Source organism: Pelosinus fermentans DSM 17108 (assembly GCF_000271485.2).
GTDB lineage: Bacteria > Bacillota > Negativicutes > DSM-13327 > DSM-13327 > Pelosinus > Pelosinus fermentans.
This window is the reverse complement of record NZ_AKVN02000001.1, coordinates 4040642-4061296: the sequence shown is the minus strand read 5'-3', so window position 1 is coordinate 4061296 and position 20655 is coordinate 4040642. Positions and strand designations below refer to the sequence as shown.

The window sequence follows — 20655 nt, the reverse complement described above, 5'->3', positions numbered from 1 at the left end:
TGGGAGGGAAGAGTATGAAAAAAATTGTAATCATTGGTGGTGTTGCTGCTGGGCTGAAGGCGGCTGCTAAAGCCAGACGCTGTGATCCAAAAGCCAGCATTATAGTGCTGGAAAGAGGAGAACTTATTTCCTACGGTGCCTGTGGCATGCCCTATTATGTAAGCGGTGACGTAAAGGATATTGATGATTTGATGAAAACCCCGGTGGGGGCAATGCGTAACTCGACATTTTTTAAAAACGTTAAGGATATTACGGTGCTGACGAAAACAGAGGCTACTGCTATTGACAGGGAGGCCAAGACGGTAAAGGTTCAGAAGCGAGTATCAGGGGAAGAAGAGGTAATTCCTTATGACAAACTGGTCATTGCCACTGGAGCATCAGCTATCAAACCACCGCTGGCTGGAGTGGAACTTTCTAATATCTATCAACTTTGGCATCCAGATGATGCAAAAGCTGTACGACAAGGCTTAGAAGGCAATCAGTTCAAGAGTGCTGTTATTATTGGTGCAGGGCTGATTGGTATGGAAATGGCTGAAGCATTGACTAAATGGAAAATCCCAGTTACCGTTGTAGAGATGAAAAACCAAGTATTTCCTGCCTTTTTGGATACTGAAATAGGCGGGATTGTGGGTAAATATGTACAGGATAAAGGTATTACCCTGTTGCTGGATGAAAAAGTTGTACGCTTTACTGGTGATACCTCTGTAGCAGCGGTGGAGACTGACAAGCGTAGTATTCCTGCTGACTTAGTGATATTGGCAATCGGCGCACGTCCCAATGTAGAATTAGCCAAAGCAGCTGGGCTGGTCATAGGTTCAACAGGGGCCATCGTCGTAGACGAAGAAATGCGCACCAGTGATCCCGATATCTATGCTGGCGGTGATTGCGTGGAGAATGTAAATGTAATGTCTGGGAAAAAAGTATTTGCGCCTATGGGTTCGACGGCTAATAAGCACGGCCGGATTATTGGTGAAAACTTGTGCGGTGGGCATCTTAAATTTAAAGGTGTCCTTACTACTGCGGTAGCTCAAATACATAGCCTTAGCGTTGGCAAAACGGGTCTGACAGAGCGAGATACCAAACAGCTTGGATATGACTACATCACCACTATGGTGGCGGGGCATGACAAACCTCATTATATGCCAGGGGCAAAACTAATTACTGTAAAATTGATCGTTGATGCTAACACTAGTAAAGTACTGGGAATGCAAGCAGTCGGTGAAGGCGACGTATCTAAACGGATAGACGTTGTGGCAACAGTGCTAACGCTAGGTGGAAGTATTGAGGATTTGTTTGATATTGATCTATCGTATGCTCCACCTTATAATTCTCCTATTGATAACGTAGTAGTGGCTGCCAATACCCTTATGAATAAACTGGCAGGCAAGTTCAAGGGTATCTCATCTCTGGAAGCCAAAGAAAAAATGACGTCTGGTGATACGGTCTTTCTTGATGTACGTAGTCCAGAAGAATGCAAGCAGATACGTTTGGCTGATTACGAAAATATTACATATATTCCCTTAGGACAACTGCGTAGCCGATTAGTTGAACTGAATAAAAATGATGAAATTATAGCTTTTTGCAAAATAAGTTTACGAGGCTATGAAGCAGAAGGTATTTTGGAAGGCGTGGGATTTGAGAACGTCAAGGTATTGGAAGGTGGCATTGTATCTTGGCCCTTTGTCTGTGATAAAAAAAATGATTGTTGATGTAGAATAATAAAAAGATGGCAGGCGCATGTTTGATACTTATAGTTGTCAAACATGCGCCTGCCATCTTTTTATTGAATGCATTATATTTCTTTTATGAATGATTCATTTTACAACGGATTTTCTATAAAAGATATTATGGATATTCCAGAGTCAGTCCGACGGTTGTTTCACAAAGGTTACCTAGTTGTGCCAAAGCAATGCGTGAAGGCTGATCTGTGCAGTGGCAGGCATACAGCTTTCTGACATTCGTTTGGCGTAGATAGGTAATGGTACCATTAAGTTGTTCGATTGATGGTTTTCGTAGGTGCAGTCCGCCGATGATGGATAGCACTCGATCATCTTGACAAATTTCTTTAGCCTGCTCCACGATATTGCATATGCCCGAATGGGAGCAGCCTGTGATAATGACAAGCCCTTGGCTTGATTTGTAGGCGAGCGCAGTATCGTCTTCCATGGAGTCATTGACAGCAATGCCGTTTTTGATAATTTGGCCAATCGTGTGATTTCCTTCATATGGGAATTTACGTTCTATTTCACCTAAGAAAACGAGTTGCTTGCTAATCCACAATGGAGTCTTACTCTTGTGGATCGTAAAGGAGCTCATCAGTTCTTCTTCTGATACATTGCAACCCATGTTTTTGCCGTCCTTTGTCCGGTGACTAAAGGACAATGGATGGGTTAATAATATAGGCTTAGAGCTATGAGGCGTGTCGGCAGTGAAGTACAAATGGAGTAGGTGTTTGAGGCCCCAAGTATGGTCATAATGACCATGGGATAATATGATGTAATCTGCTTCCCGTAAATTAATGCCAAGTTTATGGGCATTCTCCATAAATAGAGCAGAACAGCCAGTGTCAAATAAAATTTTAGTTGATTGATCTTCAATGTAGAGGGAAAAACCAGATTCAGCTTTCAGGTCTCGCATATTGGCTGTATTATCAATGAGGATAGTAAGTCGCATAAAGTAAGACCTCCTTTTGGTGATCAGCGAGTGCAATAATAAATGGCTTCATGCAGAGTAAGATGTACTTTAGATAAAGGCGCATCTAGAATGATGGAATATCGTTCTAGATGCGTCTGAAAGACTTACTTAATGACTGCCGCAGTCATGACCGTGAGCGTCATGGTCGCAGGCGTTGCCAGAGTCGACAAGTTCGCCGCGCAGATAGAGGGCAACCAAGTTTTCAGGAGTATCCGATGGGGCACCACACGAGACTTTTACGCCACGTTCTTTTAAAATGACCTGGGCCGCTTCACCCATGCCGCCGACTAAAATGTCAGTACATCCTAGATCAGCCACCCAGTTAGGAATGACACCAGGAGCATGAGGAGGTGGGGTCAAAGTTTCATGTTTGATAACGTTACCATTATCGATAGTCATAATGGCGAATTCTTGGCAATGACCAAAATGGGTAGCAAGTTTACCTCCAGCTAATGGAATCGCAATTTTCATAGTTGAATCAGCACCTTTCTTTTTATTGGGAAGTTGGTTAATAATTTGTTCGACAATCCCTTGCAGTTTTTCTTTGCTAGGATTGTTCAAACTATCAATGGATTGACCAGCATCGCCAGCAGTGACCACGCTAGGATCAATGGGTAGGCGACCTAGGAATGGAATATTCACAGCCGTTGCCAATTTTTCGCCACCACCGCTTTTGAAGATGGCATGTAGGCTATTGCAAGAGGGGCATACGAATCCACTCATATTTTCAATTAGACCTAAAATTGGCATATTTACCTTTTGACAGAACTGAATAGACTTGCGTACATCTGCCAGCGAAATTTCTTGAGGAGTTGTTACGATAACAGCTTGGCAGTCAATTACTGTTTGAGCTACTGTCAAAGGTTCATCGCCAGTTCCGGGTGGACTGTCGATAATGAGGAAATCTAAGGAACCCCAATCTGCATCGCCTAGAAATTGGCGGATAATGCCGATTTTCATTGGACCTCGCCAGATGAGCGGTTCATCTGGGTGATTTAATAATCCTTGGATAGAGATTACCTTTAAATTATCGGTATAAGAATAAGGTTGTATTCGATTGTTAATAATATTTAGTTTTAGGTCAGTAAGTCCTAAAAGACCAGCAACACTTGGACCGTGTACATCCACGTCCAATAGGCCGACTTTATAGCCCTGGCTGCTAAGAAATACGGCTAAGTTAGTGGCAATCGTACTTTTCCCGACGCCGCCTTTACCACTCATGACAACGATCTTGTGGTCGACATTCTGCAAGAAATTATTTATTTTTTGGCTTTGTGCTTCAAAATCATGATCTGTAGTAGTTGAGTTACAAGACATTCTAACATCCATCTCCTTTGATTTTGCTGTAAAAATGAGTATATTATTTACCGTGATTCATAGCACCTGGCACGTCGATCACTGCAAGTTTTCCTTCAAGGAAAGCCGCTAGCGCATCCTCTACGCTACCACTCATATCTCCTATGGAATACATGGCGATTTTCCCTGCTTCTAGTACTTTGAAGGCTTTAGGGCCGACATGCCCCGTGATGAGTACGCTAGCTCCAGTTTTGGCTATGGCTTGACCGGCTTGGATACCAGCTCCATGGGAAGCTTCTAGATTTTGTTTGTTTGAAAAGCTTTCCCAAGTGTCTCTTTCCTGATCGAAGATCATAAAAAAATCGGCTCGACCAAATCGAGAATCGAACGCTGCGTGACGGTCTTCACCGTAAGAGGTAATGGCAATTTTCATAGTCTGTTTTCCTCACTTTCGTTTTTTATAGATCATTTGCTAAATCAAGCAGCTTATTTAGCAGTAACTAGTTTTAACCGTGCCGATGTTCTGCCGCAGGTACATGGTTTATGTTCCAATAGAGCCATGTCGCCAGTGCGATAACGAATAAGGGGCATGGCTTCTCTAGAAAGGGTGGTAAGCACTAATTCACCGGGTTGGTTATTAGAAATAATAGAACCAGTGTGAGGGTCAATTATTTCTGGATAAAAATGATCTTCGTGGATGTGTAACCAATTTTGCTTATGGCATTCACCAGCGATTCCTAGATTCATTAACTCTGCCAGCCCATAGATTGTATAAACGGGAATTTGAAATTGTTCTTCCAGGCTTTTGCGTACTGTAGCAGAGCAGTGGTGTGCTTCGCAAAGAATGTTCATGAGAGGTAGGTCGCGGGTAGAAAAACCTGCATTTTTCAAGAAATCTGCTAATTGAAAAAGAATGTCAGGAGTAGAAAAGATAGTCGTAACACCAAAATCCAATAGGGTTTTAATTTGGGAGGTTACATTAGGTAATGGACTGGATATGACTGTAATTCCAATACTTTCTGCAGCTTGTTGTAATGATACAATACTGTCAGTGTCTAAGGATTGGGGCGCAATCATAATCACTGAACTAGTGATTATATGACAGGCAACTAAAGTGCGGCAGAGCATTTCGACTTGGTGAGAAATATCTTGTTGGGTAAATCCCACTGCGGTATTGAAGTCGCTTCTTTGCTGAAATCGAGCAATACCACTTATTGGAATGGTTAACAGCCCAAAAGGATAGTTGTTGGTTAAATCTTTTGAAGTCATGAGGGGCAATTTGCTGATATCATTGATAGTTTGAATTTCATTAGGTGTCAAACCTATAGCTTGCATACGTTCTTGATAAAAACTTGTTTTTTCGTAAGATCGCTCGACTAGCTTTTGTAGTTGCTGGCTTTGTAGTAGTACTTTTTCCGATTCAGTCATAGATTCAATGCCGGTGTTTAATATCAAATAGAGTACCTCCAGATGCTTTTGTTTACTTCATTCTATAAAGAGGCTTTTACTGAAAAATATGGAGTTTTCTCCGAAAAAAGCCAATATTACTTTCAGTTATGGAAACCTCTAAACGTTTTGCAAGGTTATGCCATAGTTTTGTCATCTCTTCTATGACAGCGGCATCCTCCATTTCTAGCACGGTTTTACCGGACTGGACAGCGATGCGAAAGGCATCACTATAGGGAAGTTGGCCCATGATAGGAATGGCTTTACTGTGGCACCAGGCGATAATTTCTCGGGTATTTTCCCGATGCAGTGTACTCTTATTGATGCACACTGCTAAGGGGATTTTGAAATGGGCAACTAAATCGACTAAGCGCTTTAAATCATGTATGCTGGATAAGGAGGGTTCTACCACAGCCAGTGCTAAACTGGCACCCGATAAGGCGGCGATAGCTGGGCAACCGATACCTGGAGGACCATCCGTGATCATGAGAGGGAATTTCTTAGCTTTTGCAATTTTTTTGCCTTCTTGCCGTACTTTACTAACCAGTTTTCCTGAGTTCTCCACCGATAGACCAAGTTCAGCATAGATTAACTGACCCAAATGAGTATCAGCTAAAAACCAATGACCAGCTTGTTTTTCCAGCATGGAAATGGCATGTTCAGGGCAATTGAAGGCACATACGCCGCATCCCTCACAATTAAAGGGTGTAGTGATGACACCTGCAGTAATGGCCCCAAAACGACATAAGTCAGTACATTGGCCGCAAGAAGTGCATTTGTTTTCATCAACATTTGGTTCAAAACCAGCTTTAAATTCATGGGTTTCACGGATGATGGCACCGCTGACTAAGTGAAGGTTAGCGGCGTCTACGTCACAATCTATTAGCACTTTTTGTGGCGACAGAAAGGCGAGGGCAGCACTGATGCTAGTTTTGCCAGTACCGCCTTTGCCGCTGACAATGACTAATTCTTTCATATTCCCTCACTCCCTTTGGCATTTAGTTGGCTCCAGATAGTAGCGGCGACAGCTTGAAATTCATCAGGTATGAAGCCGGCAGCATATTCTTTGGCAAAGGAAAAACTATGGGGTATTTTTGCCAATACTGGAATTTGGCGAATGTGGCACAAAGATTCAATACTTTCATCGCCGATATTTTCGTCACTTTTATTAATAACTACACCTGTAGGTATATTGAGCAGATGGGTAATATTCATTGCCAATTCCAGATCGTGCTTGCCAAAGGGGGTGGGCTCCGTGACCAGAATGCAAAAGTCACTATCTTTGATGGCAGTAACCATAGAGCAGGAGGTACCAGGCGGACAATCAAGTAGGATATCACCCGCAAGATGAGAGACTTTTTCTTTTATGGCTTTAATAAGAGGCACAGCACTGGGGGTGCCGATGTCTAATGAGCCACTTAGGAATTGAATAGCAGGAAAGATTGGTGAAGTTCCAGTCGTGATGGTGCCAATAAGTTTCTTATCTTCTGTAATGGCACCTTGCTGACAAGCTAGAATGCAACCGCCACAACTATGACATAATTCGTTAAATAATAGCGCTGCTCCGCCAGAAATTGCAATGGCATTAAATAGGCAGACAGTTGAACAAGTTTCGCATCCATTACACAATTCTATATTAATCTGTGGTATCATGACCGCAACTTCTTGCCCTTGGTCTTGCCATTCTGGTTTGAGAAATAAATGACAGTTTGGTTCTTCCACGTCGCAGTCAATCAGGGTGATATCTGAATGAATGGAGGCGAGTAGTAGGGCTAGCGTAGTTTTACCTGTTCCACCCTTGCCACTGGCAATACTGATAAGCACATGGACTCCTCCTTTGGTATAGCTAAATTGAGATTACTCTTGCCTGGGAAACAGGCAAATTTGTAGATGTGGTGATTAGAATTACTCGGCTTTACGGTTCTGTTTTGCTATGTTCCGTAGGCTAGCAGCTCGTTCTTCTAGGTGAGCTGCCTGAACTTCTAATGATTTTTGATTCATAGCATTATTACCGCCAAAACCAAAGACACCTTGCATGTTGCGTTCTAAACCTGTGCCTTGGCAGCTGCCGAGACCGCGGCCCATTGGTCCATTACCCAACGGACCAGTTCCATCTCTTCTTGGCATAGTATTCACCTCCTTTCGAAAGTTATGAAATATATTTCATAACTAGGCTAAAAAAAGTTATTTAACCTAACTTTCTCCCTGTTTTGCTAGATAATCTTTGATGGCCGCTTGTAAAGCAGCCACGCCCAAATTAGAACAGTGTTGTTTCGCTTCGGGTAAGCCGTCTAGAGCGTTAATGATGTCTTGTTCCGTAAGTTCTAGAGCTTCTTTAATACTTTTTCCTTTGGCCAGTACTGTTGTCATGCTGCCAGAGGCAACTGCGGCACCACAACCGAAAATGAGAAAACTGATTTCATGAATGATTTCTTCCCGAACCTTAATAAACATCATGCAATGATCGCCGCAGTCTGGCTCACCTATGGTTCCGATTCCATCAGCATCTGGCATTTGCCATGCATTGCGGGGTGACATAAAATGATCAATCACTGTATTGGAATACATTGAATACCCCCCCTTATTATAATTACTTATTTGAAGCATATTCATCATTATGTGAAATATGCTTAGCGATCGACACGACTAACAGTGGAAGCTTGACATTGAGGGCAGGATAAATCATGGCAACGTTGTCCGGTACCATGGGGTAAGGACCATTTGTGACCACAAGTATGGCAAATACAATGACGCGGATCTGCTTGAAATCGGTGAGCGATGCGAAAGTTACCACCATCTACTCGTAACGCATGTCCCTGCCACAAGGCAGCAGCTATTTTTTGATGAGCGCTATTGACAATGCGATGAAAAGTGGGCCGCGATACTTCCATACGTTCAGCGGCTGATGCTTGGTCTAGTTGTTCGATATCTGCTAGACGGATAGCTTCCATTTCTTCAATGGTTAATATGACTTCCTCTATGTCACGCAGGGGAATCCCTACAGGTTTATAGTGGGTGGTAGGAGGCAGTTGTTCAACTCGGCGTTCTTTATGTGGACGACCCATAGTACTCCTTTCCAATTGTGAAATATATTTCATAAGTAATGTATAATATTCAAAGGAAAATGTCAAGAAGGAAAGTGGGCTTATTTAATTCAAGGTAGCAGCCATTTCCGGCATTCAGTGATGGCAGAGCATGGTTTTAAAGCTCAGATTTTTATATTAACAATGTTGGCGATACCCCTAGTTCTTTTACGGGTTCGTTATATTGCCAGTGATGAGAACTGCTGGATGAGAAAGATAAATATAACTCCTAAAAAGAGTCTCGAGATTATACTAAGTAAAATTCTTTGCCAATAGTTCTGCAATAGCTTATTCTTGTTAGCTGTTATACCGTTTACTATAATAAGGGCATAGGTAATTCATGAATGCTTAAATCACTGATAGGGAGTACGAATATGGATAGTAATTCAAATAATCTGAAAAAAGAAATTATTTATTATGCAAAACTTTTAGAGGGCAAGGGTCTGGTAAATTCTCTTGAAGGCAATCTATCAATGTTAGACAGAACAGCAGGAGAACTTTATATTACTCCATCCGGCACTAGAAAAGCGTTTCTTACAGAAGATATGATTGCTGTTATGAAGGATGGCAGTCAAATTGGGGGGACATTAAAAGATCAAGTGAATATCTGTTGCATGAAGCAGCTTTGCGTGCACGTCCTGATTGTAATGCTGTAGTACATGCCCATGCGCCATATCTAACAGCATATGCGTATTGTAATAAAAGTATAGCTATCAAATGCTCGACAACGTTTGGTCTGCTTTTTGGAGATATTCCCTGCTTGCCATATGGAGAACCAGGTACAAAGCATATTGCAGATGGTATTGAAGACGCAATGAAAGAACACGAACTTGTTTTATTAGCAAATCATGTGAAGCATGCTGCAGCGGTCACAGTGAGAATCCTGGTAATTATACGGATAGGCAAGGTGGATTTGCTGTTATATTGCCATAACAAAGCAGCAAATAGAACGAGATGCTGTTTTTATGATTCCTGAGAATGTCAGTTTTGAAAGTGCAACCTTAGGCGAACCATTATCAGCTGTATACGCCTATCAAGAAAATATTGGCATTACGTTTGGGGATACGATCGTAATTATTGGGGCTGGACCAATAGGATGTTTTCATTCGCAGTTGGCTAAATTAAGAGGTTCCACAAATCGTAATTATGATTGAAATAAATGATTATCGTTTGGAGCTGGCAAAAACATTTGACGTAGATTATACGATCAATAGTATGAAAGAAGATCTTATTGAAGCTGTCAAAAGAATTACTGACGGTAAAGGTGCTGATAAAGTGATTTCTGCCAACCCTTCCACAGCCTGCGCAAGCACAAAGTATCTAACACATGTTTTGCCGCTTAGTAAAATTAATGAGGGTATTCAGCTAACTAAATCCGGTGAGGCCATAAAAGTTGTATTGCTGCCCAACGAATAATTTTAAAATGGAAAGGAGGTTGTTTTATGGTAAAGATATTAGTTGCTTGTGGTAGTGGCATAGCTATGTCGACGGTTGCTCAAGAAGCAATAAAAATAGGAGGTGCTTATTGTGGAGATATTGCTGCAGATTGTGCAAGGCATTCTCAGCATGGGTGCTGTCGTCATGTTACCAATTATGATATGTATTTTAGGTGTCGTTTTCCGAATGGGATTTGGTGCTTCCGGGTATGACATATTTCCTTGGGAGGCTTTTAATTGTTGTTTGTTATGTCACTATCATGTGTGTCTTGGCCAGCAGGGGAAATTTGTTTAGAAGTTTGATGTGCTCAAGTGTATCCATGTTAATTGTCTCATATCATACCATTGGCGAAGATAGCTGCATTTATACTATAAGGTAGGTGATTTTTTTGGATGTAGTTAGATATATTGCTATTGAAGGTGAAGCAAGAAATTGGGAAGAGGCCATACGCTTATGTGGTAATGCATTAGTGAAACCCTTATATAGTATTTCTTCGCTTAATTTTTTGTATATGTTTATATGTATTGATATGAGAAGAATTTACTCATATAATAGAATCGCACTCTAGGTTAAGATTTAGAAACATAAATTTAATTTAGGCTAACTGTGTGCCTTTATTTAGCATAATTCTATTGGGCCATATTTCCTTTATATATTAATGAAACCGATTATGATTTTAGCTGCTATTGCAGGCGGCGTCTTAGGTGCTTTTGTCTTTCAAGCCTTCCATGCAGGCTTAGTCGTTACACCTCACCGGGAAGTTACTTTTCAGTATTAGCAGTAGCAGTTTCTTCTGATTATCTTCCCATCATTCTTGGTATGGCTGTTTCTACAGTAGTCTCATTTGTTGTAGGTGACGTGAGGTGTAAGCAACAAGGAAAAGGTGATCCCAATAATAGACTTTCCATAATGGGAAGTCTATTATTGCTATAGTATACGGTTTCTTAGTTTATGAAATTTTTATGCAGTTTAACATCAGGGACAGATACCCTGGAACTTTTGTTGCGCGTTATTCCTTGATGGATGGTAAATTACCACAAGGTTTGAGCGGCAGCCTTGGCCAGCTTGGCTAACGGTGCAGGATAGATTCCCAAAAACAGTGTAACTAAGATGCTAATACTGGCTGCAAGCCCAATGGGAACCAAAATCACAAGTGGTTGCTCATCTTTAGGCTCCTTCATGTACATGGTTTTTACAACCTGCAAATAATAGTACACGGAAATCATCGACATGACAAAACCAATGATGGCCATCCACAGATATCCTTGCTCTATGACTGCCATAAAGATATAGAATTTCCCCACAAAGCCTGCCATCGGTGGTATTCCGGCCATAGACAGCAGGGCAACAGTCATAGACAATGCTAAGAAGGGAGACTTCTGGGACAGTCCCGACAAGTCCTCAATTTCATCCGAACCACCATGCTTACCCACAGCAACAATCACTGCAAAGGCTCCCACATTGGCGAAAACATAGAGCATGGTATAAAACAACATACCTTGTACGCCGGCAACATCGGCCGCCAGTAAGCCTGCCAGCATATAACCGGCTTGAGCAATGGAAGAATAGCCAATCATACGCTTAATATTAGTCTGGCGCATAGCGACAACCGTACCACCTACCATACTCAGCACAGCCATGAAGCTGACGGCAATCAGCCAATAACTCTGGAGTGCTGAAAAAGCAGCAATGAAAATTCGGAGCAAGATTGCAAAACCAGCCGCTTTTGAGCCCATTGCCAGCATTGCAGTAATGGGCGTTGGTGCACCTTCATAGATGTCAGGTGCCCACATATGAAAAGGAGCAATGGCCAATTTAAACCCAATACCGGCTAACATCAAGCCCAACCCCAAGAGCAGGGCTGGATTTTCTTCAGTAACCTGCATACTAATTTGCTGTAAGGCAATACTCCCGGTAGCTCCATAGACCCAGCTCATGCCATAGAGCAGTACGGCACTGGAAGCGGAACCAAGAATCAAATATTTCATTCCTGCTTCACTGGATTTGACACTTGCAAAATTAAAGCCAACTAAGATATAAAAGATTACTGTCATAAGTTCCAGTCCAACAAAGATGGTTAATAAATCATTGGCTGAAGCCATAATCATCATGCCGGCCACTGCAAACAGCATTAAGGCATAAAACTCGCCCTGATTTCGGGACAGCCCTTGAACATAGTCAAAGGAAAATAACAACAGCAGCAGAGTCGAGATTAGAAATATCTGCTTAAAAAACACAGCGAAATTATCAACAATAAATAATCCTTTATATACGGTGGCAGACATGCCGTACTGGGTAAAGGTATAAACGAATATAGCAAATACTCCCCAGGCCGCCAAATAGCCTAAACTGCGGCGCGATTCCTGACGCGGCAGTACCAGGTCAAACAACATGATCAACACCGCTAACAGGACAATAGCGATTTCACTGGTCAAGATCGAAATATTCATTTAAAAACCCCTCCCAGCATTGACGGTGCTGTATGCAACTCCTCAAGAATTGGCACCATAGATTCAACACCACTGTTTACCATACCCATAAGGATTTGTGGAAATATTCCAAAAACAACTAAAACTGTGCCTAGCAAAATTAAAGGTACTAATTCTACGCCACGGGCATCCGGGCAGTTATCAAATTCAGTGCGCCGTGGTCCAAATAACACATTGGCCAAAACTCGCAGAATATATAAAGCAGTAAATACAATACCCGAAATAGCCAATACTGCCTGCCAAGGATAGGCAGGGAAGGTACCGACGAAGATGGTAAATTCGGGAATAAATCCGATTAAGCCTGGCAGTCCCAAGGAAGCCATACCTGCCAGCATGAATCCGGTAGCAATCCGCGGCATTTGATGCGCTAAACCTCCCAGGTCTGGAATATGCCGGGTATGGGTCTTTTCATATACATGACCAATCATGGCAAAGAATAATGCACTCATTACTCCATGGGCAAACATATTGGCAATCGCCCCGTTGATACTAATGACATTTAATGCGGCCAAACCAATCAATACATAGCCCATATGAGATACAGACGAATACCCGATTACATATTTCAAATCTTTCTGAACCAAGGCGATAAATGCGGCATACAGTACATTGGCAACTGCCAGAATAGCAATGACTGGTGCCCAGAATTTAGCACCAAGCGGCAATACCAGCAGTCCTAACCGGATTAAACCATAACCGCCAATTTTTTTTAAGACACCGGCATGAATCATCGATACAGCAGTGGGAGCGCCCGCATAACCATCTGGAGACCAACTGTGAAATGGCCACATGGATAATAGGGAACCAAACCCTAACAACAAAAGGAAAAAAGCAAAGATTTGAAAGTTCTCTGATAAATGACCTAACCTGTGGGCTTGGGCTAAAGCCTCCATACTAAAGGTTCGTAAGCCCGGCGGATAAGCATTAAGATATACGGCCATTACCCCAACCAGCATGAACGCTGACCCCAGTAATAGGTAGATAGTCAGTTTCATCCCGGCATATTCCTTGGTTACCCGCTTGCTGGAGCCCCAAATAATAACCATAATATAGATGGGTATGACTACCAACTCATAAAATAACAAGAAGATAAACAAATCCCGGGTGATAAAAGTTCCCGCTACCCCGGTGAGCAAAATCAGTAAGAGTATGAAGAATTCTTTAGGACGCCTATCCAGATTCCAGGAGACAAACACCGCTGCTACGCCGACCAGCATAGTTAAAAATAACAGGGGTAAAGAAATACCATCCACACCTAAAGCATAGTTTACGCCTAAGTCAGGAATCCATGCTATATTCTCAGTATATTGCATCCCTCCCAGACTAAAATCATAAGCCCAATAAGCATAAGCCGATAAGAGAAGGGCGATGCTCATTGCTGTGGCAGCAACCAGCTTGATGGTTTTATTTGCTTCACGCGGCAGGCACGCCATCACTAGAATGCCACAAATCGGGATCAATAATATTGCTGTTAACAAAGGAAAACCGCTCATCTAACCAGCACCTCCCAGCAAGACTCTTTTAAACGCTGGTTCAATCATTACTAACCAAACCACTAGCAGCAAAATTGCGCCCAATAACACCATTCCATATTGTTGTACTTGCCCTGTTTGCCATTTGCGCAATTCATCCCCTAAATATAGCGTCAATTTAGCCAGTCCGTTAACAATACCGTCCACAATATAAAGATCAATCCAGTATAACAGCTTGCCCAATCCATCCACTACGGTTTGATTAAGCCACTGATATATTTCATCAATATAGTATTTGTGATAACTTAACTTATATAAAATAAGAAAACGCCAGGCCAGTTGATCGGATGAAATCCGGCCGCTGCCATAGATAAGCCAAGCCAATGCCATGGCCAATATGGCTAAAACCGTAGAGAGGGCGGCAACGTTCCAGCTTAGCTCGGCGTGATGTGCGGCACCAAAGCGCACCCAGTCACCGAAATGATAGCTATAGGGTATATACCCGCCAATGATAGCCAAAACTCCTAACACTCCCAAGGGAATACACATGGATAAGGGAGCCTCATGAGGATGATTATCCGGTTTCTCAGGTCCGAAAAAAACGATAATCAATAATCTCGCCATATAAAAGGCTGTCATTGCAGAAGTGATGACAGCGATCACATATAAGGGCAAACTCACTTCTGATACTGCCAAGAGAATTTCGTCCTTTGAAAAGAAACCTGCAAAGGGTGGAATCCCTGAAATTGCAAGCACACCAATTGTCATAGCGGCAAAGGCCACTGGCATTTTATGACGTAACCCGCCCATTTCAAAAATATCATTCTTATCATGTAATCCATGAATAACAGCTCCGGCTGCCAAAAACAGCAGCGCTTTAAAAAAAGCATGAGTCATCAAGTGAAACATGGACGCCGTAACACTACCGACCCCAAGTGCCAGCATCATATAGCCCAACTGGCTAACAGTAGAATAAGCTAAAATCCGCTTAATCTCCCGCTGAGTCAAAGCAATACTGGCGGCAAAGCAGGCTGTAATGGCTCCTACCCAGGCAACTACGTCCAGTACGTGGGGAAGCAAGTCAAATAAGAAAAACACTCTGGCCACTAAATACACTCCGGCCACCACCATAGTAGCGGCATGAATCAGTGCGGACACAGGCGTCGGACCTTCCATCGCATCCGGCAACCAGACATGTAAAGGAAACTGTCCTGATTTACTAATGGGACCGAGAAAAATCAAAAAGCCTACTATGGTTAATAGTCCTGTGCCACTCTGCTGTATATAGGCGGGGATACTCAGATCAAGTTGCTGAAAGTCCAGTGTGCCAAAAATAATCTGAAGCAAAAGAATGCCAAGAAGTAACCCGAAATCACCAATTCGTGTGGTAATAAAAGCTTTTTTAGCGGCCTCACGAGCTGACACTTTATAAAAATAATAACCAATTAATAAATAGGAAGATAAGCCCACCAGTTCCCAAAAGATAAACATTTGTACAAAATTGACAGCAATGACTAAGCCCAGCATGGCAGCGACGAATAAAGACAGATAGGCATAAAATCGTCCAAATCCGGGATCACCCTGCATATAGCCAAGGGAATAAATTTGAACCATCAAGGAGACTAAGGTAACTACCATCAGCATCATGGCTGAGATTGGATCAATATAGACCCCCATATCAATCGCAAGTCCAGTAATATTCACCCATGGGACACGGTAGATCAACGGATTGTCAACCGTAATACCCTGAAGCAGCACTGCCTGACAGACACCAAAGGCCAAAACCAGACTGAGACTACTGACACTGATTGCTACCGCCGCTGACAATAATGGCACTCGGCGCAGTAATAAACCAATAACGATAAAGGATAATGCCGGCAATAAAGGAATCAGCCAGGCATGCTGGAGCGCATATTCACTAAACATATTTTTCACCTTCTTCCTATTGCCATTACTACCAGCGCAGCCAATTCAAACGATCAGCGTACACGGTGTTACGGTCATGATAAACACGAAAGACCAAAGCTAGACCCACAGCCACCTCGGATGCGGCTACGCTAATGGTAAACAACGCAAAGACCTGTCCCGTTAATAGTTCTGGAGTTATAAAGTGTGAGAATGCAACTAAATTAATATTCACAGCATTAAGCATCAGCTCAATACTCATTAACATAGCCACAATATTGCGTTTAGTCAGAACTCCATATAATCCAATGGTAAAAAGTAACGCCCCAACTGTTAAATAATGGACTAAGCCAATCATTTATCTTCCACCCCCTTCGCCAATACAATTGCACCTACCATAGCTGCCAAGAGCAGTACTGCCGTCGCTTCAAAAGCAATCATATATTCCGTCAATAAAACTCGGGCTATGACTGGAGCACTGTCTTCAATGGTCATGGCAATGGAATAATGCCACGGTGTTGTAGCAATTACACTCAGAGTAACCAGAGTGAACATACCACATATGGCAACTGCCCAGCGCGAGCGATCATTGCTGGGATTAGTGTCATTCATATTGCTCCGCTGCGTCAGCATAATACCCAAGACCATAATAACTGCAACCGCCCCGCTATAAATTAACAGTTGCACTGCTGCTAAGAATTCGGCATGCAGCAATACATATAAACCACTGACACCGACAAAACACAAGGCCAATAATAAGGCACTATGCACTAAGTTACTTTTTCTTACCACACCAATCGCTGATGCAACGGTAATGGTGGCTAAGCTATAAAAGGCGACTGTCAGACCCCACTCGCTCATGTAGTGCCCTCCTCTTTATCCGTGTCGTCTGGATTTGTACCCACAACCGCATTTGGCGATTTTCCCCGTGATATGGCTAAGCAGTCAACATCTAATTGATGCCGGAAATAACGGGAGTTTTCATAATTCTTGTCCCAGCAAATCGCATCAGTCGGACAGACCTCAATACAGTAGTTACAGTACAGACAGCGTCCTGAGTGATAAATATAAGAAGTTAAGTGCCGTTTCTTATGTTCGTCTGTCCTGGTAGTTAATTCGATCACCTGATTCGGACAAGCCATAGCACACAAGCCACAGGCAATACATTTATTATGAGCCAAATCCAATTCGCCGCCTCGGAAGCGCGGTGACATGGGTATTTTTTCTTCCGGATAATGAACGGTTATCTTTTTACCAAACAAACGGTTCAGGGTAATTCTCATTCCAGCTAATAAACCTTTCCCTTGCATACCTGCACCTCCTAACTGAAATATTTAACGGTATAAATGCCGATACCGGTAAGAACAACGTTAACCAATGATAATGGCAGGAGTATTTTCCAGCCAAAGGCCATCAATTGATCTACCCGTGGGCGAGGAAAAGTCCAGCGTAACCACATAAACACAAAAATCATAAGTGCAGTTTTTAAGAGAAACCATAACCAGCCTGGCAGCCAAGGACCATTCCAGCCGCCAAGAAATAAGGTAACAGCGATGGCCGAAGCGGCAAATAGATTGGCGTATTCAGCCAAGAAAAACAAGGCCCAGCGCATACCGCTATACTCAGTAAAAGGACCAGCGACCAATTCTGATTCGCTTTCAACCAAATCGAAGGGAGCCCGGTTGGTTTCGGCAGTTGCCGCAATCAAAAAAATTATAAAGGCTAATGGCTGAACCACAATAAACCAAACTTGCTGTTGGGCAGCAACAATATCACTCATCCGCATGGAACCGACAATCATAACAACTCCTAAAATTGAGAAAACCAAAGGAATTTCATAGCTCAGCATTTGCGCTACTGTCCTCATACCCCCAATCAGAGCATACTTACTATTAGAAGCCCACCCAGCCATGAGAAAGGGCAAAGTAGCCTGGGAAGATACGGCAATAAAATAAAATATACCAATATTTAAATCAGCAAAAATGGCTTGATTATCAAATGGAAATACAACATACACAGCAGCAGAAGGAATAAATAATAGCACCGGGGCCAGTATCCATAGCCACCGATCAGCACCAACAGGCATAATATCTTCTTTGGACATTAGTTTAATCATGTCGGCCACAGTTTGCAAGATTCCCCAAGGACCAACACGGTTAGGACCTATTCGCATCTGCATATAAGCGCTCACCTTACGTTCAGCGTAAACTAAGATGACAGCAGATAATGAAATAACGGTGAAAATTGCTCCAATATTAATCAATGTAATAACAATATCTACCCACTGAGGATTGGGTAAATATTTACCGAGTATGTTCCGCAACATAGTTGCAACCATAAACAAACCTGTTACTTCTTGCACGCTTTACCCACCCCCTTCCTTAAAATTAACAATCGACTTCCCCCATAAGAGGGTCTAAGGTAGCCAATATGGCAACCACATCGGCAATTAATGATCCCTGACAAATCTCATTAAGCGCTTGAAGATTAATAAATGAGGGGCGGCGCACATGAATGCGGTAGGGTTTAGTCGAGCCATCACTGACAACATAATAACCTAATTCACCCCGGGGGTTTTCGATGCGATGATAAACGTCACCAGGCAACGGCTTCAAGACCTTTGGTATCTTGGTCATCACCGGTCCTGGGGGTAACTGGTCTAACGCCTGGGCAATAATGTCAGCACTTTGCTGCATTTCTTCCATCCTTACCATATAACGATCCCAATTATCACCAACTGTTCCTAATGGTACACAAAAGGAAAAACGGTCATAAATCCCATAAGGCTCTATTTTGCGAATATCATAATCAACTCCGGATGCACGCAGGGTCGGCCCGGTCAGACCAGTTTCTACAGCACGTTGTCCGCTTATAATGCCACTGCCCTTTAAGCGGTGGTGCAGAATTTCATTTCCAGATAATAACGTATGGTGTTCGGTTAACATGGCTGGGAAATCAGCTAGAAATTGACGGGTCGCCTCTATAAATTCAGCAGGCACATCTTCCCTGACTCCGCCAAAACGAATATAACTGTAAGTCAGCCTTGCTCCGCAGGCCATATCAAACAAATCCAAAATTCGTTCACGATCACGAAATCCAAACATCATTCCCGTGGTAGCTCCCAGATCAATAGCTACTGAACTCATAAAAATCAAATGGCTGGCAATCCTGTTAAGTTCCGTCATAATAACCCGCAAATATTCGGCGCGCTCAGGCACTGAGATCGCCATAAGTTTCTCAATTGTTTGACAATAGCCCAAATTATTTCCCATAGACGAAACATAATCTAAGCGGTCTGTATAAGGAATAAACTGAGTATAAGTACGACTTTCCGCTAGTTTTTCAATCCCCCGATGAAGATAGCCCATTTGTGGTATCGCTTTAACAACTCTTTCCCCATCTAATTCCAGTACTACCTGTAAGACACCATGGGTGCTGGGATGCTGAGGTCCCATATTTAACGTATAGGTTTCTGTTTTTGGCAAGGTTTATCACCCCTTTTCTCCGTCTGGAGTAAATTGATAGGCTTTACGTAACGGATGTTCAGGAAAGTCATCAGGCATTAGAATACGCAGCAGATTGGGATGACCAGTAAACCTAATCCCTAACAAGTCATAAACTTCTCGTTCCTGAAAATCAGCAGACGGCCAAATGGCTGTTACCGAAGGAACAGAGGCATGGTCATTTGTACAGCGTGTTTTGATGGTGGCCGATTGTTTTAACGGCAATGAGTAAAGATGATAAACTACTTCAAAGTATTCTACATAATCCACAGCCGTCAGATTGCTTAATAGATTAAATTGATAGTTGGGATCGGTCTTAAGCACGGTTAAAAGCTCTATCAATTCCTCTGACTCAACCAATAAAGCCTGCTGAAAATGTTCGCCAATAATAGTCACCCCTGGTGAAAACTGTGCTTGTAGTCTAAGAAACAACTCACTGCTGATCATTTGCTTACTCATGCTTATCCATCCTTGCAACTTCAGGATTTTGAATCCTGCGTTTTAGTTCTAACATGCCCTGAATTAAAGCTTCAGGACGTGGGGGACAGCCTGGAATATACACATCGACTGGTAAAATGCGATCAACACCCGGAACGACGGAATAAGAATCGGCAAAAGGTCCACCAGCATTGGCACAACTTCCCATTGCGATGACATATTTGGGCTCAGGCATCTGCTCATACAAACGTTTGAGAGGCCCCGCCATTTTCCAAGTCAACGTACCAGCTACAATCAACAAATCAGCTTGTCTGGGGGATGGCCGAAAAACTTCATAACCAAATCGCGATATATCAAAGCGAGCCGCAGCTGAAGCCATCATCTCCATCGAACAACAAGCTAATCCAGAAGATAACGGCCACAGTGAGTTACTTCTTGCCCAATTCAGCACGGTTTCCATGCTGGTCAAAAGAATGTTCTTTTTTAATAATTCACTGTTTTGCTGCTCATTTGTCCCAGTATGATTTACCTCCATTCTAAGGCCTCCTTTTTCCAGGCATAGCCCAGTCCCAATACTAAGATGGATACAAATATAAACATTTCAATAAAGGCAAATGTTCCTAACTGCTGAAATTCCACTGCCCAAAGATATAAAAAAATAGTTTCTACATCAAATACCACAAACACTAATGCATATAAAAAATAGCTTACCCGAAATTGAACCCATGTCGTACCGACTGTATCTACCCCACACTCGTAAGGCAATGATTTTTCAATACTTGGACGACGCGGGTGAATGACATACGACGTTCCTAACGCGATAAAGGGAAACACTAGTGCAATGACTAGTAGCAGCCCAATATGGCCATAATCCTGCAACATGATTATCTCC

At 42.6% G+C, this 20655-nt stretch carries 24 protein-coding genes and 1 pseudogene; 5 read left to right on the top strand and 20 right to left on the bottom strand.

Annotated elements, in window-relative coordinates:
- Positions 1-14 precede the first annotated feature (14 nt).
- Positions 15-1709, top strand: a complete 1695-nt coding sequence (locus FR7_RS18645; RefSeq protein WP_007937494.1) for an FAD-dependent oxidoreductase — start codon at positions 15-17, stop codon at positions 1707-1709.
- A gap of 136 nt (positions 1710-1845) precedes the next feature.
- Here FR7_RS18645 and FR7_RS18640 read toward each other — a convergent pair whose 3' ends face one another.
- The 9 genes from FR7_RS18640 to FR7_RS18600 form a co-directional block, all read right to left on the bottom strand.
- Entirely contained in the window at positions 1846-2673 is an 828-nt protein-coding gene (locus FR7_RS18640) for an MBL fold metallo-hydrolase (RefSeq protein WP_007937493.1), read from the bottom strand.
- 129 nt (positions 2674-2802) lie between these two features.
- Positions 2803-4011: an iron-sulfur cluster carrier protein MrpORP gene (locus FR7_RS18635; RefSeq protein WP_007937490.1), complete on the bottom strand. Its 1209-nt coding sequence runs from the start codon at positions 4009-4011 to the stop codon at positions 2803-2805.
- 43 nt (positions 4012-4054) lie between these two features.
- Entirely contained in the window at positions 4055-4423 is a 369-nt protein-coding gene (locus tag FR7_RS18630; RefSeq protein WP_007937488.1) for a NifB/NifX family molybdenum-iron cluster-binding protein, read from the bottom strand.
- A gap of 53 nt (positions 4424-4476) precedes the next feature.
- Positions 4477-5445, bottom strand: a complete 969-nt coding sequence (locus FR7_RS18625) for a phenylacetate--CoA ligase family protein (RefSeq protein ID WP_007937486.1) — start codon at positions 5443-5445, stop codon at positions 4477-4479.
- 49 nt (positions 5446-5494) lie between these two features.
- Positions 5495-6412: an ATP-binding protein gene (locus FR7_RS18620; protein WP_007937484.1), complete on the bottom strand. Its 918-nt coding sequence runs from the start codon at positions 6410-6412 to the stop codon at positions 5495-5497.
- Positions 6409-7260: a nucleotide-binding protein gene (locus FR7_RS18615; RefSeq protein ID WP_007937483.1), complete on the bottom strand. Its 852-nt coding sequence runs from the start codon at positions 7258-7260 to the stop codon at positions 6409-6411. Before FR7_RS18615 ends, FR7_RS18620 begins: the two co-directional genes overlap by 4 nt.
- A gap of 81 nt (positions 7261-7341) precedes the next feature.
- Complete coding sequence (locus FR7_RS18610; protein ID WP_007937481.1) at positions 7342-7563, bottom strand: DUF5320 family protein; 222 nt, start codon at positions 7561-7563, stop codon at positions 7342-7344.
- Between the two features lie 66 nt (positions 7564-7629).
- Complete coding sequence (locus FR7_RS18605) at positions 7630-8004, bottom strand: iron-sulfur cluster assembly scaffold protein (RefSeq protein WP_007937480.1); 375 nt, start codon at positions 8002-8004, stop codon at positions 7630-7632.
- 62 nt (positions 8005-8066) lie between these two features.
- Entirely contained in the window at positions 8067-8501 is a 435-nt protein-coding gene (locus FR7_RS18600; protein WP_007937478.1) for a DUF134 domain-containing protein, read from the bottom strand.
- 362 nt (positions 8502-8863) lie between these two features.
- On the opposite strand from FR7_RS18600, the pseudogene FR7_RS24660 reads away from it, so the two are divergent.
- The 4 genes and pseudogenes from FR7_RS24660 (at position 8864) to FR7_RS18575 (ending at position 10168) form a co-directional block, all read left to right on the top strand.
- A pseudogene (locus FR7_RS24660) lies at positions 8864-9495 on the top strand (class II aldolase/adducin family protein).
- Positions 9485-9673 carry a hypothetical protein gene (locus FR7_RS18585; protein WP_007937476.1) on the top strand — a complete coding sequence of 63 codons (189 nt, stop codon included), beginning with the start codon at positions 9485-9487 and terminating at the stop codon, positions 9671-9673. Before FR7_RS24660 ends, FR7_RS18585 begins: the two are co-directional and overlap by 11 nt.
- The gene (locus FR7_RS18580; protein ID WP_007937475.1) at positions 9666-9935 is read left to right on the top strand and encodes a zinc-binding dehydrogenase; all 270 of its coding nucleotides are present in this window, start codon (positions 9666-9668) and stop codon (positions 9933-9935) included. The genes FR7_RS18585 and FR7_RS18580 overlap by 8 nt, the downstream gene beginning before the upstream one ends.
- A 26-nt stretch (positions 9936-9961) precedes the next feature.
- Positions 9962-10168 (top strand): PTS sugar transporter subunit IIB, encoded by a 207-nt coding sequence (locus FR7_RS18575; protein ID WP_007937474.1) that lies wholly within the window; start codon positions 9962-9964, stop codon positions 10166-10168.
- 819 nt (positions 10169-10987) lie between these two features.
- On the opposite strand, the gene FR7_RS18570 is transcribed toward FR7_RS18575, so the two are convergent.
- The 11 genes from FR7_RS18570 to FR7_RS18520 are packed head-to-tail and all read right to left on the bottom strand — an operon-like array spanning position 10988 to position 20645.
- Positions 10988-12406: an NADH-quinone oxidoreductase subunit N gene (locus tag FR7_RS18570; protein WP_007937473.1), complete on the bottom strand. Its 1419-nt coding sequence runs from the start codon at positions 12404-12406 to the stop codon at positions 10988-10990.
- Positions 12403-13938 (bottom strand): complex I subunit 4 family protein, encoded by a 1536-nt coding sequence (locus FR7_RS18565; RefSeq protein ID WP_007937470.1) that lies wholly within the window; start codon positions 13936-13938, stop codon positions 12403-12405. Before FR7_RS18565 ends, FR7_RS18570 begins: the two co-directional genes overlap by 4 nt.
- A complete protein-coding gene (gene nuoL, locus FR7_RS18560) occupies positions 13939-15843 on the bottom strand; it encodes an NADH-quinone oxidoreductase subunit L (protein ID WP_007937467.1) in 1905 nt (634 codons plus the stop codon).
- Positions 15844-15871: 28 nt separating this feature from the next.
- Positions 15872-16180 (bottom strand): NADH-quinone oxidoreductase subunit NuoK, encoded by a 309-nt coding sequence (gene nuoK, locus FR7_RS18555; RefSeq protein ID WP_007937465.1) that lies wholly within the window; start codon positions 16178-16180, stop codon positions 15872-15874.
- Complete coding sequence (locus FR7_RS18550) at positions 16177-16683, bottom strand: NADH-quinone oxidoreductase subunit J family protein (protein WP_007937462.1); 507 nt, start codon at positions 16681-16683, stop codon at positions 16177-16179. Before FR7_RS18550 ends, nuoK begins: the two co-directional genes overlap by 4 nt.
- Complete coding sequence (locus FR7_RS18545) at positions 16680-17132, bottom strand: NuoI/complex I 23 kDa subunit family protein (protein WP_007937460.1); 453 nt, start codon at positions 17130-17132, stop codon at positions 16680-16682. Before FR7_RS18545 ends, FR7_RS18550 begins: the two co-directional genes overlap by 4 nt.
- Before the next feature lie 11 nt (positions 17133-17143).
- Positions 17144-18184: an NADH-quinone oxidoreductase subunit NuoH gene (gene nuoH / locus FR7_RS18540; protein ID WP_007937458.1), complete on the bottom strand. Its 1041-nt coding sequence runs from the start codon at positions 18182-18184 to the stop codon at positions 17144-17146.
- Between the two features lie 25 nt (positions 18185-18209).
- Complete coding sequence (locus FR7_RS18535) at positions 18210-19307, bottom strand: NADH-quinone oxidoreductase subunit D (protein ID WP_007937457.1); 1098 nt, start codon at positions 19305-19307, stop codon at positions 18210-18212.
- A gap of 6 nt (positions 19308-19313) precedes the next feature.
- On the bottom strand, positions 19314-19784 hold the full coding sequence (locus tag FR7_RS18530; RefSeq protein WP_007937456.1) for an NADH-quinone oxidoreductase subunit C: 471 nt from the start codon (positions 19782-19784) through the stop codon (positions 19314-19316).
- On the bottom strand, positions 19777-20298 hold the full coding sequence (locus tag FR7_RS18525; protein WP_007937455.1) for an NADH-quinone oxidoreductase subunit B: 522 nt from the start codon (positions 20296-20298) through the stop codon (positions 19777-19779). Before FR7_RS18525 ends, FR7_RS18530 begins: the two co-directional genes overlap by 8 nt.
- Entirely contained in the window at positions 20289-20645 is a 357-nt protein-coding gene (locus FR7_RS18520; protein ID WP_007937454.1) for an NADH-quinone oxidoreductase subunit A, read from the bottom strand. Before FR7_RS18520 ends, FR7_RS18525 begins: the two co-directional genes overlap by 10 nt.
- Positions 20646-20655 lie beyond the last annotated feature (10 nt).